Below are 15005 nucleotides of genomic sequence, written 5' to 3' on the forward strand. Positions count from 1 at the left end.
TCCAATCTGGACGGTCGATGTACGGATATGTGCGTAAGGCAAACAGCCAGCCAGCCTGGCTGTTTCCTTTTGTCGTAATTGTCGTGATGCTGCTCAGCGTGCTGCCACTGGCGCGATTGGCAATGGCTGGCATCGAGGCACTGCTGCGGGGCGGTGCCTGGGAACTGATTACCGATCCTGCCCTCTGGCGCGCGGCCTGGTATACGATCGAGACGGCCCTACTCGGTACGGTCATTTCCGTGCTGCTCGGCTGCCTCTTCGCCTTCCTGCTGACTTTGACCGACATTCCGGGCCGGGGACCGCTTGGCTTTCTCTTCGTCCTGCCGATGATGATCCCGCCGCAGGTGACCGCGCTCGCCTGGGTGCAGATGTCCGGTCCGTCCAGCCCCCTGTTGAAGGCGCTGCACATTGCCCCGCCGCTCGGCTCGCCACAGCCGCTTTATTCCATTTTCGGCATTGCGCTTCTCTATGGCGTGCAGCACGCGCCGCTGGTCTATCTGGCGCTACGAGCCGGCCTGATGGCCTTGCCGCGCGATGGTGTCGAAGCGGCCAGGCTTTCGGGCGCCTCGGGATTTCGTGTGTTTCGAGACATTACCCTGCCGCTGTCACTGCCTGGTGTCATTGCCGGCGCGGCCATTGCCTTCGTCTCTTCGATCGGCAATTTCGGCATACCGGCTATCCTCGGCATTCCTGCCTCGATCTTCACGCTGTCGACCCTGATCTTCACTAAATTCTCCAGTTTTGGCCCACGTACCTTCGGGGATATCGCCGTGCTGTCGGCGATGATCGCAGTGATTTCGGTCGCAGGCCTCGCGGTGCAGGGCAAGGCGCTGAAGGGGCGGGATTATCGCGTCATCGGCCTTTCCGGCGCCTCTGCCGCATTCGCGCTCGGCCGCTGGCGTCTTGCCGCCATGCCACTGCTTTGGGCGATCCTGTTCCTCATGCTGGTCGCGCCCTTTTTCGCGCTGGTCGCCGGCGCGCTGGTGCCTGCCTATGGTGTGCCGCTGACCTTCAAGACGGCATCGATGCATGCCTTCACCGAAATCCTGTTTCGGCAGGCAGTGACGCGCGTCGCTTTTTCCAATTCCTTGTTCCTTGCCGGGATGACGGCACTTGGTCTGCTCGCGCTGACCGTCCTTTCCGCTTACGCGCTGACGCGGCGCAAGGACATGCTGAGCCGGATCGTCGGCGGATTGATCGAGATACCCTATTCGCTGCCGGGGATCATCGTTGCCGTCTGTTTCATCCTGGTTTTCGCCGCACCATTGCCCGTCCTCAACATCACGCTCTACGGTACGATCTGGATCATTCTGCTCGCCTATTTCTCGGCCTATTTTGCCGTCAGCCTCAAGCCGGTGATGAGCGCCTTCCTGCAGCTCGATCCGGCGCTGGAGGAGGCCGCGCGTCTGTCGGGCGCCGGTTTCTTCCGTCGCCTTGCCGATATCATCGTGCCGCTGATCGCGCCGGCGGCGGGGGCCTCGGTCATCCTGGTCTTCCTCATCGCCTGCAATGAGCTGACCGTTTCCGCTTTGTTGTGGTCGGCGGGCACGCAGACGCTCGGCGTCGTCATCTATAACCTCGATGATGGCGGCAGCGCCGATCTTGCCTCTGCGATGTCGGTCATCGTCATCGCGATGGTCGTCACCATGATGCTGCTTTTGGAAATCCTGGCCAAGCGTCTGCCGAAAGGAGTGGTGCCGTGGCGAAGCTGATTCTCAATCACGTCAGCAAGGATTTCGGCACGGGCGGCCGGCTGGCTGTCAAGGCGCTGTCGCTGGAAGTCCGCGAAGGCGGGTTCCTGGCGTTGCTCGGACCATCCGGTTGCGGCAAGACGACCGTACTTAGAATGATCGCCGGATTCGAGCAGCCGACGGATGGCTCGATCCATCTTGGCGAACGCTTGCTTGCCGATGCCGCGAATATGTTGCCGCCGGAGCGGCGCAACATGGCGATGGTATTCCAGTCCTACGCGCTCTGGCCGCATATGAACGTTGCCGACAATGTGGGTTATCCCCTCAAGGTGCGCGGCATCTCCGGCGAGCGCTATCGCCAGAAGGTGCACGAGGCGCTGTCGACCGTACGGCTGGAAGACTACGCCGAACGGCGGCCCGCCGATCTTTCCGGTGGGCAGCGTCAGCGTGTGGCACTGGCGCGCTGCCTGGTGACATCGCCCGATGTCGTCCTGCTGGACGAGCCTCTCGCCAATCTCGACCGCCACCTGAAGAAGGAGATGGAGGAGACCTTTCGCGAATTCCACCAGCGCTCTGGCGCCACCATGGTCTATGTCACCCATGATCAGAGCGAGGCGATGGCTCTGGCGAGCGACGTCGCCGTGATGTCCGAGGGACGGTTGCTGCAGGTCGCGGCGCCGGCGGACATCTATGCGCGGCCGGAGGGCCGGCTGGTCGGCGGATTGGTGGGGCAGGGCGCGATCCTGTCGCTTGCCATACCGGACGGTAAGCCGCGGCTTATCGATTGGTCTGCGCTGAAGACGATTTGGAGAGAGCAGGGGAGCAAGACCGCGTATGCGGACATCCTCGTGCGGCCAGAGGACGTTGTTGCCGATGCCGATGGCATTTCCTGCAGGGTGGACTCGGTCCTCTATGAAGGCGAACGCTACGCGCTTAAGCTGTCGCTGCCGGACGGTCAGATATTGAGGGCATATAGCCGCGAGACGGTGAAACCGGGCGATGTCTATCCGGTCGCCGTTCGGACGGCATGGCGGCTGTGATCGGCGCGGTTGGGACAAGACAATACGGTTGTTCGCAGCCCCCACCTGTGCTTGATTTGCCCCATATCACGAATGGGAGTCGCGCCATGTCCGATCAAAACTTCCCGATTTTCGATCTCGCCGCTTTCGAGGCAGCCGACGATGAGGGAAAGAGGCGGCTTGGTGCTGAAGTCGATGAAATCTGCCGTTCGACCGGCTTTCTGGCGATTGCCAATCATGGTGTCGACGAGGCTGTGATTGCAGCCGTGTGGGCCAAGACGCACGCTTTTTTTGATCGACCCGCCGATGTCAAGCAACGGGCAAAAGCGCCTTATCCCGGCTATCCCTACGGCTACCTCGGCCCGGGTACCGAGGCGCTGGCGAAATCGCGCAACGTCGACACGCCGCCAGACCTCAAGGAGAGTTTCAACGGCGGGCCGCTTGCTGTACCGGCCGGGATGACCGATCCGGAAGCGCTCGGCTTCTGCTATGCCGCCACGATCTGGCCGGATGGTCCGGAAGGCTTTGCCGACGCTTGGAAGGCTTATTACCGTTCAATGGAGGATCTGGCGGCGCGGATCATGCGCGTCTTTGCCACAGCCCTTGGGCTCGATGAGCATTTCTTCGACAGTTATGTCGATGCACCGATCAGTGCGCTGCGGGCGCTGAACTATCCGGAGCAGCGTGTTGCGCCACAGCCAGGCCAATTACGCGCCGGCGCTCATACCGATTATGGCAGCCTGACGATCCTTTTGCCGCAACCCGGGTCCAAGGGGCTGGAGATCATGGCGCCGGACGGCCAATGGACGCCGGTGCCGCCGGTACCGGGTGCTTTTGTCATCAATATCGGTGATTTGATGGCGCTTTGGACCAATGATCGTTGGGTCTCCACCGTGCATCGTGTCGTCAATCCGCCACCGGAAGAGGGCGGCATGCAACGACGACAGTCGCTGGCGTTTTTCCATCAGCCGAACTGGCTGGCCGAGATCGCCTGCCTGCCGTCGTGCCTTTTGCCGGGGGAGGAACCGAAATACGGCCCCGTTCTTTCCGGCCCCTATCTCATGGGCAAGTTCAAATCGACCGTCACCGCCAAGACCAATTGATTCGGACAGCCGGCTCATATCTCAATAAACCGGAACGCTAGATGTCGCTGCGCCTTGCTACCTTCAATGTCGAAAACTTGTTGACGCGTTTTGACTACACCGGTTTTCGCAATCAGTTGCGCCAGGACCGCGTGCTGAAACTGTTCGATGTTCAAAACGAAGCCATCTACCAGCAGCTCGAAGCGGCGCGTGTGGTCGCCGCAACCGACGACACGAGGCAGATGACGGCGCTTGCGATCGCCGATGCGGATGCCGACATCATTTGCCTGCAGGAAGTCGATAACATGGCGGCGCTGCAGGCCTTCGAATACGGCTATCTCTACCGCATGGTCGGCAATGGTTACCGGCAGAAATTCCTGATCGAAGGCAATGACGCCAGGGGTATCGATGTCGCGGTGATGATGCGCGAGGAGACACGCGACGGTCAGCCGATCGTCTTGAAGGACATCAGAAGTCACGCCATGGTGACATATCGCGATTTCGATCTTTTCAACGATGAGCTCGGCGCGCTTGGGTTGCACCAGGACGACAAGATCTTCAAGCGCGATTGCCTCGAGCTTGATTTGGCCATCGGCGGCGTGCCGTTTTCCTTGTATGTCTTGCATCTGAAGTCGATGGGGCCGATGCGAGAGGGCCTAGATGGGCGCCAATCGACCATGCCCGTTCGCCGCGCCGAGACCCTTGCTGTACGCCGCATCATCGAGAACCGTTTTGGCGCCGGTCAGACCGCGAGGAAGAATTTCGCCATTTGCGGCGATATGAACGATTATCAGGAGCGCGTCGACGTCATCGGCACGCGCCGCACGGGCTATCGCTTCAAACATCAGGATGAAGAGACCAGTGCTCTCGACGTTTTTAGTGAAGACGGCTTCGTCGAAAACATCATGCGCCGGCGCGATGTGTTGGACCGCTGGACGCTTTATCACGCCCGCGGGCCGCAGGAGCAGTGGCTCTGCCAGCTCGACTATATCTGGCTGTCTCCGGCCCTGGCGCAGGCCAATGCGACGCGCACGCCTGACATCGTTCGCGCCGGCCAGCCCTTTCGCACCATATTTCCGCCCGGCCAAGAGGTAGAACGTTATCCGCGCACCGGTTGGGACAGGCCGAAGGCTTCCGATCATTGCCCCGTCGTCATGACATTGGATCTATTATGACCCCCGCTTTCAAACTGCAAAACGACAAGGCCGATTGGCCGCCGGAAAATACCGTATTTCCGGTCGCCCGAATCGATCTCACGGTGATTGCCGGCGATCATCCCTTTCATCTCAGCGAGGCCAAGGCGGCGCAGGAGAATTGGAAGAAGGAGATCGCCGCCAATCCCGCACTTTACGATGGCCGGATGATCTTTCAGCATCGTCTTTCGGTGAGCGAGCAGGCCGTGGAAGGCGAGGCCTATATTACGCCGTTCTCGACATTCCTCTGGTGGCGCAAACAAAGGCAGAGACAAGGCGGTTTCCATGTCTTCGCCTTCCCGGTTGCCGTTTCCTCCGACGGCGCGGTCATCGCCATCCGCATGGCTCAGCACACGGCCAATCCCGGCCAGGTCTATTGCGCCGCGGGGTCGATGGATGAAAACGACATCGTTGACGGACGCTGCGATATCGAGGGCAACATGCGGCGCGAAGTCATGGAGGAAACCGGGCTCGACCTTCACGACGCGGCCGCGGAGCCGGGCTATCATGCCACGCATGCAAACCTCTCCCTCACCTTGTTTCGTGTCTTCCGCTTTCCCTGGACAGCCGACGAAATGCTCGAGCGGATCAAGGCCCATATGCTGGTGGACGAGGAGAAGGAGATCGACGGCGCGGTTGCCATCCGCTCGGCCGATCCTGCTGCGCATCACTATAGTTCGGCCATGCCGCCCATTCTTGCATGGTTCTTCGATCGCCACGAATAGCTTTAGCTTGCGCTCAAATGTGTTGCCGTTATGTATGATTGAGCCTGGTTGTACGGTCCAGAGTGATGTGATGGAGGCAGGGGTGGCCCGCAGCTTCAGTGTCTATGATGTATTCACCGACAGAAAGCTCGCGGGCAATCCGCTGGCCGTTATTTTCGACGCAGAAGGCCTGAGCGACCAGGCGATGCAAGACATCGCCAAGGAGATGAACCTCCCCGAAACGGTGTTCGTGCTGCCGCCGCAGAATCCGACCTATACGGCGAGCCTGCGCATCTTCACGCCCGGTCGCGAGTTGCCCTTCGCCGGCCACCCGACCGTCGGCACGGCGATCGCGCTGGCGGAACGGGCGCATGCCACCCATGGCGGCGATGTCGACCTGGTTTCGGTGCTGGACGAGCGCGTAGGACCGGTGCGTTGTGCTGTCCGGCTCCGCCAGGAAAAGGCGAGCTTTGCCGAGTTCGACCTGCCGCGGAAATCGCAGCAAATCATGCTGCCGCTCGACCGTGGCGATATCGCCAACGCGCTCAGTTTGAAGATCACCGACATCGGCTTCGAGAATCACATACCGTCGATCTGGAGCGCCGGCGTCCCGTTCCTGCTGGTGCCGGTTCATGATGTCGGGGCGGCCGAACGAATGGAGTTCGATCCGCAGCTCTGGGAAAAGACCGTGCCTTTCGTCGACGGCGCGCTTGCCTCCGCATTTATTTATTGCCGCGGTGCGGTCAACCATACAGCCAAGTTCCACGCCCGGATGTTCCCGGTGGGGATGGGCATTGTTGAGGACCCGGCAACCGGCTCGGCCGTGGCCGCACTTTCCGGCGCCATCAACCACTTCGACCGGCTGCCGGATGGCCATCATCCGGTCATCGTCGAGCAGGGAGTGGAGATGGGGCGCCCGTCCTTTATCCATCTCCATATCGACATCGATGGCGGCGATATCGCCAACGCCCGCATTGGCGGCCAGGCTGTGTGCGTTGCGAAAGGAATTCTTGAGCTTTGATTTTGTGGGTTTTTGTCGCTCTTCAAAATTTTTTTGATGAATAGCCAAAGAAAATTCATTTGGCCGCTAGACAATCAAACCGATCCTATTTATATGCCCGGTCACACCGCCAGCGAGCGGTTACGGGTGATTAGCTCAGTTGGTAGAGCAGCTGACTCTTAATCAGCGGGTCGTAGGTTCGAGCCCTACATCACCCACCATTTATCTTTCCCATGTTAGTTCATGAATTGCCGGAAAGCCCCTTGAAACTCAGGGCTTCTTGCCTTCCTTTGTTTTCATGCGTTGCCATCTTCGTTCACCCAATCCCACGAGTTTGGGGGTGACGGTGGGGGTAGGTGGTGCGGCAGTGGGGGTATGATAAATGCTGACTGACACAGCGATGGTTATGTGCGTCAAGTTCAGCAAATTGGGCGGTCATGCGGCTTGGCGCATAGCGAGCTTCTTGTGCTCTCGTAGATCGTCCATGTTGATGTATCGATTGGCCTCCATCCAGTTTTCGTGGGTTTCAACTGCGAGGGCACGATCATTCATGCGCTGCAGCGGGCCGCGGGCAGGGGTGTGGAAGTCCTTCGCGATAAGACCAATGAGCGGAAATACTGAAATACTCAGGCACCACCAGAGAACGCCGGCGAGTTCCTGGCGAATTGGGATAGTAGGTTGAGAGTGGCCAGGGCGTTTGAAGCTTCCGGCAAAAATCGTTGACCGCGCAGAGTGCCGGCAAGGTCGCAAAAGAATAAATCAGTATGCCAGAGCTCGCGCGAATGTCGATGGCTGGATTTCGCCGAATGGCAGCGGATGATTACTTTCAGTTGAGGCGGGCGATCGCATCGTCGAGGTTATCGATTGCAAGCTGTTCGTGGGCGATCATACCGTCAATGTCGATATCACTGTTGCCCCTTTTTTCGCTCGCGGCTCGGATCTTCATTTCCAATAGTTCATCGCGATGGGCGATCTTTTCGTCCCTGATTTTGATAAGCCTTACGCGAAAATCATCATTCATCTCAAATCCCTCCGTTTGAGGTTTGCGACCTGCCGTTTACGAAACCACGTTCGTTTTCCAGGCTCGTCTCCGTCGAAATCAGTCGTGCCCACGACAACGATATGTAGTCGGGACACAGCGGCCTCGTGGCACAGCGCGAGTGTTTCCGGCCACGCCGCCAATCCAGCCGGTATTTCGGCATTCACGGCCTCCAGCGCTTCTACCCATGACAAGTCGCAGGGCGCTGGCCAGATTGATCGGCGTCCGTCAGTCTGCGAAGAAGACATTCGGAAAAGCATTCGGGGGTCATAGATCCGCCAATTCTTAAAGACACCCCACGGTGCCAGAGGCCGGCGCGAAGTCAAGTGAACATGCAAATCCGGCAGATCCCGATAACCAGGACATACGGTTCGGACGCCGGCTCGGTTTAAAAGCGCGTGCGGCTCGCCAAGCCACCGTGAAGCCGCACGACAAGTGGTGGCAGGCTCATCTGGCACCAAACCATCCCTGCTAGGCCGTACCATCCACCTCGCCATCCTCGTCCAGCTCCCGCACCGGCAGATAGGCGTTTGTCTCCAGCCAGTCTTTGATGATGTACCGGATCATGTCGTTTCGCTTCATCCCGAACCATCGGAACGAGTCCTCAACATTTCAGTTATCGCCATGGGAGGAAACGAACATGGGACAGCAACGGTGGGATCATTCTGTGACGATAGAAGGCGCCAAGCCTCCTCGATTGGTCACGATCACCAGCACGGAACGGGCAGCAGAATTTATGCTTTTCGAATGGTCGGGGAAGCGAGGAGGGAAAGCATTTAAGGCCGCCAAGCAATCGCTAATCAATGCTCGCGATGGAAAAGTTTCAATCGACGCGGCGCGAACGGCGTTCCTGGCTGCGGCGGAAGAGGCGGGTATTTTCTTCAGGCAGTGATGTCACGGTGGCGCGACGGCCGGCGCGCGACATCGCCGCCATGAACGTGGTTGGCGTCTGCGCCATGTGGACCGCTGACATCATTCCCGACGTTAGTGACTGGGGAGCTGCGCAACTGAGCGGAACAGATCATAAATCACACCACCTAGGCGCGCATTACATGGTCTCCTTGTCATAGACTCGTCACATTCACTCTACCTATTTCGGGCACTTTAAGCCGCAGCCGGGCAGAAATTGTACAATTTACCCGAGCAGCCCCTTGTCTGCTTTATAGGTCTGGTCTATCGCTATTACATTAGCATCTCAAGAAATAATCAATCGGAACACGCCGCCTCAGATACACTGAGCGCGGTTATTCATAACTTGAGGGACGCCAATGCCTTTAAATTTAATATACTCCCCTGCCGCAGAAGCTAATATCGCGGTGATTGCGCCACAGTTGCCCGTCAAGCGCTCTAAACTTGCGTACAACCTGGGTGTCGCGATCTGCAATGCGCTGCAACTCCAGACTTGGCAAGCCGGCACGAGCCCACCTTTGCCGACCAATTTCTATTTGATTGTCCCGTACACAGAGCGCGGAACGTTCGGTGCATACATGGTTGTGAACGGCGCGGTTTCTGCAGACGGCAACAGCTATATTGTGGGCCAGGTGGGGCTGATTGAGAAGCAAAAGATTCTGCTCGCGAGCCCGAACCAAGCTTACATGATCCGCCGCAGCGCCGTCGCGTTGGCGCCGCCGCCTCCTGTCCAACCTTCGCTTCCTGCCCCACCAACGGTCTTGTTCCAAGGCTACAGCTCGTTCTCCGGAGCAGGCCTGCAGACCGCGGTCGGCGGCGACGAGCCAAGTCCGACCTTCACGGACTCGATCGACAGATGCACAGTGCTGACGGATTTTACCTCCCTCGCGACCTTCTTCGAAGTGTCGGCCACGGCCTCGGTCAATGAATTCCTCGTCGACTCCGCCGACGCCAAGGCATCGTTCCTCAACAGCCTGCACATTACCCAGTTCAGCGTCGTCATCGCGATCTATCGCAAAGAGACTGCGAGCTTGTCCGTGACATCGCAGGTCAATCTCCTTCCGTCCGTGAGTATGCCAACGACGAAGGGCGAGCTGCTAAGCTTTGTGACCAGCAATGGAGATAGCTGGGTCAACTCCATCACTAGCGCCTCGGAATATGTCGCGTGCTACGTCTTCTATTCGATGAGCCTCGATGAACAGGAGGCGGTCAAGGCGCAGATCAGCGGCAAGATCATCGAGGAGGACGGTAGCGCGTCGGCCGGCTTCACAACAGCCCAGCAGAGCAAGCTCGAGCAGATCAGCACGCGCAGCCTGTTCGTTGGGCAATCATTCGGCCTTGACATCTCCTCGTCCGGCCTCGACGCAAGCAACCTTTTAGATGTGGGCCAGATTGCTACTATGGTAACGCGGACCACCGCGCAAAATTCCGGTTGGATCATCGCCTATGGCGGCCTCCCCTACGAGAACATCAACGGATTTCTGCCCCTCATCAAAGAGACCGAGCTTCCGGCCAATCGCATAACGTACGCACAACTCGCGCCATGGGCTGACAAGCTCCAGGCGCGCATCGATCAGGTCAATGCAGTTGTCGCGATCTATGACGCATACGGATATGCTGGCGACACGAAAATCGGGACAATTAGCACGATTGGCACATGGGCTCAGGCGATGTCCACGGACTGGCAAGAACTTGTCAATCAGATCCAGGAACTGACCCTGAATCCTCTTGATCCGCCGAGCAACCCGGGTGCCATCCCGCCTGGCTCCCTCAGCTACGGTGTGCCGATGCTCAATTATTTCATGAGCCCCCAGACCCCGCCGCTGTGGGGAGGCTCAAGCGGACCCGGCGATGCCGCCACCTATGTGGATTCGTCCATCATCTTGGGCGGCAATGTTCTTGAGGCCCTGACAATCGACGGCGGCGCCGAGGTCAACTATGTGCAGATGAAGTACACCAATCTCTCCGACCCGATTCTGCTCGGACGGCAGGAAGGCGGATCCGCGAAATCCTGGCCGCTTCAACCCGAGGAGGGTGAACGGGTGGCAACGGTCTCCGTCACTGCCGGCGCTCTAATCAACCAGCTTACCGTCACGACGAACAAGGGGTTGATAGCCACTTGGCCGCGCACACCCCACAAGGCCGCTCCACAGAATCCATGGCCACCCACGCCCGGATTGGCTTTCGTCGGCTTTGCGGTCACGTTCAACGCCAGCGGTAGCGATCACTGCCTCAAAACGCTAACCCCGGTCTCCGTGACCTTCCAACCTGCAAATTGGACAGGCGCAGGCACCGATAAGACCTGATGTTCTGCTTTTGGGCCATCAGGCAACTATGATGACTATGGCTTACGCGGCAGTCCAGTCGTCGTGGGTCCATCGTCATCGCTCATAGCAAAGTTGGCTCCGATCATTTTCGAATGGCTTTCGTCCCATGCGGATCATGTCGTTGCGGGTCTTGCTGAGTTCGCTGGCGATCGAGAGTAAGCGCGCAAATCCCTGCACCTGTTCATTGGGAGCGCCTTGATTGATTCTGTGTCCACAACGGAGACTGTGGACATAATGACATTGACTGGCGTGGGCTCATCGGGGTCGCTTCGGGTGACGAAGGTTCTTCGCAACGGAAAGCGGCGGTTTGATCCTGTCGAAAAGGAGCGTTTGATCGATGCGGCCCTTGAGCCGGGGATATCGATTGCAGGCCTGGCGCTCGCATATGGGATCAATGCCAATCAGCTGCGCAACTGGGTCAAGCTTCGCCGGGAGCGGTCGGCGGAGAGAAAGTTGTCGGGTATGGCGAACAGCGCGCCTCTGGCCTTCGTTCCGGTGGTTGCGGCATCGCCGACTGGACGACCGCCGGCCCCGTCGGCTCCGACATCGCCACGAATGCGCTTGAAGGCATCGCTACCGAACGGCGTGCGGCTTGAGCTTGAAGATGCGGATGCGCAGGTTCTGTCGGCAATGATCGAAGCGTTGGGGCGTTGCGATGTTCCGGCTGGCTGATGATCTGCGCGTCTATCTTCACCGGGAACCGATCGACTTTAGGGCCGGGATCAACAGCCTGGCGATTTTGGTCGAGCAGTCGATGGGCCTCAACCCGTTCGAGCGGGCGGTGTTTGCCTTCTGCAATCGTCGCAGAACCCGGATGAAATTGCTTTTTTTTGATCGATCAGGCTTTGTGCTAATTTTGAAAGCGCTGACCGAAGACAAGTTCCGCTGGCCTCGGCGACAAGAGGCTGTGGTGGCGCTTGATGCCTCATCGAGGCTTACGAGGACAAGCACTATGCCATTGAAGCGCCGGAACCCATTGAACTGATCAAGGCTCATATGGAAATGTCGGGCCGCACGCAAAAGGATCTCGCCGAGCTTTTCGGATCGCGTTCACGAGCATCCGAGGTACTGAACAAGAAGCGTGCTCTCACAATCGAAATGATCCACAAACTGCATAAGGAATGGGATATCCCGGCTGATTGCCTCATACAACCTTATCATCTTGTTCCTAAAGCTGCCTAATCAGGAGCGCGGACCCGTTCCGGGCTTTTTCTTCATCAGCGCGGCCCACACTTTCCCGTGTCAAATGTGGCTGCAATAAAATGGGGCCGTCTGTTGCCCACGAAAATAGAGGTTCGCACCGCGGCGCAGAATTTCGCGCGATCCGTAGTGAAACATCCTTTTGAGGTGGTGCAAGACGCGGGCAGGGGCGTTAAAATTTGCTGGGAAAAAATGGCAGGAGTGGCGATGAATCGCACACGACTTTCAACTCATCATCGTTGCATTTCAGATGCATTGCGCCGAGTAAGTCGGCGCTTATCTAATGCCTTTTATGCCCGCCGCCTTCCATGACGCTGAAGACGAATATGGCTGCGAGAACCAGGATCAGCGTGTAGTCGAAGGGAGTTAGCAGATGCAGTAGTTCCATGTTGTTTCTCCTCCCAGAGAACATGAACCAGAACAATTTTCAGTATGTGCTTTTGTTTGGTGCATGCCAAGATTTTTACATCCTGCGGTGCAATAGCACCGTTGTGCGGGGCACAAACAAGTCTTTGTTTGCAAAGGCGATGTCGGCTTGAATTGCGGCCGCCTGTTTTTCGGGAACCGCTCGCTGTGAAGCGCTTTCTATTGTCAATAAAATTTATAGAGTATATTGCTGTGCCGTTAGGGCAGGCACGAACGACGGCTGGGAGCCACAGCGTAATCGATCGATCTGGAAGGAATTGGCGATGACCACTTATTCTCAAGATCAATCGCGTGATCGGCCAATCATCGCAATCATTGGCGGCGGCGTCTCGGGAACAGCGGTTGCCTTTCACCTTCTGCAATATCAGTCGCTGCAGCCCGGTCAGCTCTTCATTTTCGAGCCGCGCGCAAGCCTCGGAAAAGGGCTTGCCTACGATACCCAGGATCCAGCGCACCGCATCAACGTGCCGGCTGCGAAGATGAGCCTGCTGCCGGACGATGTCGAACATTTCCAGCGCTGGCTACAGGAAGACGATGTGTTGGCGGGTGATCAGACGGCCGTCGCGGAAAATGGCGGCCTGTTTCCGCGGCGCGCGGTTTTTGGTGACTATATCAACACCATGGTGCAGCCCTTCGTCGATAGCGGCGCCGTCACCCACATTGCCGAGAGAGTTGAAGATGTCCGGCGTCTGGATGGGCGCTGGGTCATTGCGGGCGAGGCGGGGCGGCGCCTTGAGGCGGACATCCTCGTCATTGCCACAAGCCATCCATCGCCCCAGCCGCCGCAACCGCTTCAAAATGCACTTGCGGGCCATCCGCGATTTGTCGCGGACCCAACGCGGCCAGATGCGCTCGATGCCATCCGCGCCGACGACAATGTGCTTGTGGTCGGAAATGGCCTGACCTCTGCCGACGTCATCGCCTCCCTCGCTCTGCGCGGTCACAAGGGACCGATCACCGCCATTTCCCGACACGGTCTGCGCTCGCGTGGGCATGCGCGGCTGAAGCAGGAATTGTTCGGCGATTTCGTCAGTCACCCGTCACGGAGAGCGCTCGACCTTCTGCGTCGCGTGCGTTGCGCCATTCGCGAAGCGGAAGGCGAGGGGTGGACCTGGCATGCGGTCATCGATCAGGTACGCATGCAGGGAGGGGATTTATGGCGGGCAATGCCGGTCGACGAGCGCCGGCGTGTCGTGCGGCATTTGCGGCCCTTCTGGGATGTACACCGTTTCCGCGTTGCGCCGCAGGTGGAAGCGATCAGTGAGGAGGCGATCAGCGCCGGCCGGCTGGAGGTGCTCGCGGCCTCTGTCGCCTCGGTAGAGGTCAAGGACGGGATGATCGGCTGCACCCTTCACCTCAGCCGTTCGGGCAAGAGCCTCGATCGTAAATTCGATGCGGTAGTGGTCACGACCGGGCCGGGTCACCGCGGTATCTTGAACTCGCAAAGCTGGATCGGGGCCCTTGCAGATGCCGGCTATCTTGCCATCGATGCCACCGGACTCGGCCTTGCCTGCAACACGGCGTCAATGGCACTTGGAGCCGACGGTAAGGTGGCGCCATCATTGTTCATTTCCGGGCCCTTGGCGCGTGGCACGTTCGGCGAACTTATGGGCCTGCCCGAGGTCGTCGAGCATGCGGTCTTCGTCGCCGAGCAGGTGGCATCTGCTTTAACCGACCACGCCAGGCGCAAACACGAAAGGCCGAAACTCGACAGCGATATGGGCGCAAAGCCATAGAAAACTGCAAAATCGTTGCTTGGGCGGTACAATTGCCTAAATTTACTCATATAAACTATACAATTTGTGAGTTATTGTCTTGTTCATACGGGGCGACGGCGTTACTTCCGTGGTCCGTGCCGAACAGGACCGGCCGGTCGTAGCTTGACCAAATCATGCCGGCCTCCCAACAACAGACCTTGCAGTAAAGCGGACAGCGATGCTCACGAAAAAAGGAAAATACGGGTTGAAAGCGCTGGTGGATTTGGCACGCCTCGGGCCGGGCCAGACTGCGTTCATCAACGACATTGCGTCCCGCAACAATATCCCTAAGAAATTCCTCGACACCATCCTCTTGGAACTGCGCAATGCCGGCGTTCTGCGCTCGAAGAAGGGACCGGGCGGCGGTTATTCACTGTCGCGTCCTGCCTCCGACATCCGAATCGGCCATGTCATCCGCACGCTCGATGGTCCGCTTGCGCCGATCCGCTGCGCCAGCCGCACGGCCTATGAAGCCTGCGACGATTGCGCCGATCCGGAGCACTGTCATGTGCGCCGCTCCATGACGGAAGTCCGCGACGCGATCGCGGCCATCCTCGACAATATGACGTTGGAACAGTTCGTCGCCGGAGGCGGACCGGGATTGGAGATCGAAGAACAGGAAGATGTTCGCGCTTCGAATATCGGCTGAGCTGTCTTT

General features: G+C 58.5%; 13 protein-coding genes, 1 tRNA gene and 3 pseudogenes. 14 read left to right on the plus strand and 3 right to left on the minus strand.

Annotated features, from left to right (window positions below; genetic code table 11):
• Positions 1-17 precede the first annotated feature (17 nt).
• From PY650_RS27230 to PY650_RS27260, 7 genes are all read left to right on the plus strand, one after another.
• On the plus strand, positions 18-1712 hold the full coding sequence (locus tag PY650_RS27230) for an ABC transporter permease (RefSeq protein ID WP_285882714.1): 1695 nt from the start codon (positions 18-20) through the stop codon (positions 1710-1712).
• Positions 1700-2731 (plus strand): ABC transporter ATP-binding protein, encoded by a 1032-nt coding sequence (locus PY650_RS27235; RefSeq protein WP_285882715.1) that lies wholly within the window; start codon positions 1700-1702, stop codon positions 2729-2731. The genes PY650_RS27230 and PY650_RS27235 overlap by 13 nt, the downstream gene beginning before the upstream one ends.
• 86 nt (positions 2732-2817) lie before the next feature.
• Positions 2818-3813, plus strand: a complete 996-nt coding sequence (locus PY650_RS27240) for an isopenicillin N synthase family dioxygenase (RefSeq protein ID WP_285882716.1) — start codon at positions 2818-2820, stop codon at positions 3811-3813.
• Positions 3814-3854: 41 nt separating this feature from the next.
• Positions 3855-4967, plus strand: coding sequence for an endonuclease/exonuclease/phosphatase family protein (locus PY650_RS27245; RefSeq protein ID WP_285882717.1), 1113 nt, complete (start codon positions 3855-3857; stop codon positions 4965-4967).
• Entirely contained in the window at positions 4964-5710 is a 747-nt protein-coding gene (locus PY650_RS27250; protein ID WP_285882718.1) for an NUDIX hydrolase, read from the plus strand. Before PY650_RS27245 ends, PY650_RS27250 begins: the two co-directional genes overlap by 4 nt.
• An 82-nt stretch (positions 5711-5792) precedes the next feature.
• Positions 5793-6710, plus strand: coding sequence for a PhzF family phenazine biosynthesis protein (locus tag PY650_RS27255; protein ID WP_285882752.1), 918 nt, complete (start codon positions 5793-5795; stop codon positions 6708-6710).
• A 124-nt stretch (positions 6711-6834) separates the two neighbouring features.
• Positions 6835-6910, plus strand: a tRNA-Lys gene (locus PY650_RS27260).
• A gap of 605 nt (positions 6911-7515) precedes the next feature.
• On the opposite strand, the gene PY650_RS27265 is transcribed toward PY650_RS27260, so the two are convergent.
• From PY650_RS27265 to PY650_RS27275, 3 genes and pseudogenes are all read right to left on the minus strand, one after another.
• A complete protein-coding gene (locus PY650_RS27265; protein ID WP_285882719.1) occupies positions 7516-7710 on the minus strand; it encodes a hypothetical protein in 195 nt (64 codons plus the stop codon).
• A 78-nt stretch (positions 7711-7788) separates the two neighbouring features.
• A pseudogene (locus tag PY650_RS27270) lies at positions 7789-7999 on the minus strand (hypothetical protein).
• Positions 8000-8199: 200 nt separating this feature from the next.
• Positions 8200-8316: pseudogene (locus tag PY650_RS27275) on the minus strand (CopG family transcriptional regulator); the annotation flags it as partial.
• Between the two features lie 52 nt (positions 8317-8368).
• Between PY650_RS27275 and PY650_RS27280 the strand changes: the two are divergent.
• From PY650_RS27280 to PY650_RS27310, 7 genes and pseudogenes are all read left to right on the plus strand, one after another.
• Positions 8369-8620 carry a DUF982 domain-containing protein gene (locus tag PY650_RS27280; RefSeq protein WP_285882720.1) on the plus strand — a complete coding sequence of 84 codons (252 nt, stop codon included), beginning with the start codon at positions 8369-8371 and terminating at the stop codon, positions 8618-8620.
• A 376-nt stretch (positions 8621-8996) separates the two neighbouring features.
• Positions 8997-10943 carry a jacalin family lectin gene (locus PY650_RS27285; protein WP_285882721.1) on the plus strand — a complete coding sequence of 649 codons (1947 nt, stop codon included), beginning with the start codon at positions 8997-8999 and terminating at the stop codon, positions 10941-10943.
• 255 nt (positions 10944-11198) lie between these two features.
• Positions 11199-11636 carry an IS66-like element accessory protein TnpA gene (tnpA, locus tag PY650_RS27290; RefSeq protein WP_285882722.1) on the plus strand — a complete coding sequence of 146 codons (438 nt, stop codon included), beginning with the start codon at positions 11199-11201 and terminating at the stop codon, positions 11634-11636.
• Positions 11620-11949, plus strand: coding sequence for an IS66 family insertion sequence element accessory protein TnpB (gene tnpB / locus PY650_RS27295; protein WP_285882723.1), 330 nt, complete (start codon positions 11620-11622; stop codon positions 11947-11949). The genes tnpA and tnpB overlap by 17 nt, the downstream gene beginning before the upstream one ends.
• A pseudogene (locus tag PY650_RS27300) lies at positions 11889-12146 on the plus strand (helix-turn-helix domain-containing protein); the annotation flags it as partial. The gene tnpB and the pseudogene PY650_RS27300, both read left to right, overlap by 61 nt.
• Positions 12147-12853: 707 nt before the next feature.
• Positions 12854-14326, plus strand: a complete 1473-nt coding sequence (locus PY650_RS27305; RefSeq protein WP_285882724.1) for an FAD/NAD(P)-binding protein — start codon at positions 12854-12856, stop codon at positions 14324-14326.
• A 199-nt stretch (positions 14327-14525) separates the two neighbouring features.
• Positions 14526-14996, plus strand: coding sequence for an RrF2 family transcriptional regulator (locus PY650_RS27310; protein ID WP_285882725.1), 471 nt, complete (start codon positions 14526-14528; stop codon positions 14994-14996).
• The last annotated feature ends 9 nt before the right edge of the window (positions 14997-15005 follow it).

It is taken from the genome of Martinezella calliandrae, assembly GCF_030272695.1.
In the GTDB taxonomy this organism is placed as follows: Bacteria; Pseudomonadota; Alphaproteobacteria; order Rhizobiales; family Rhizobiaceae; genus Rhizobium; species Rhizobium calliandrae.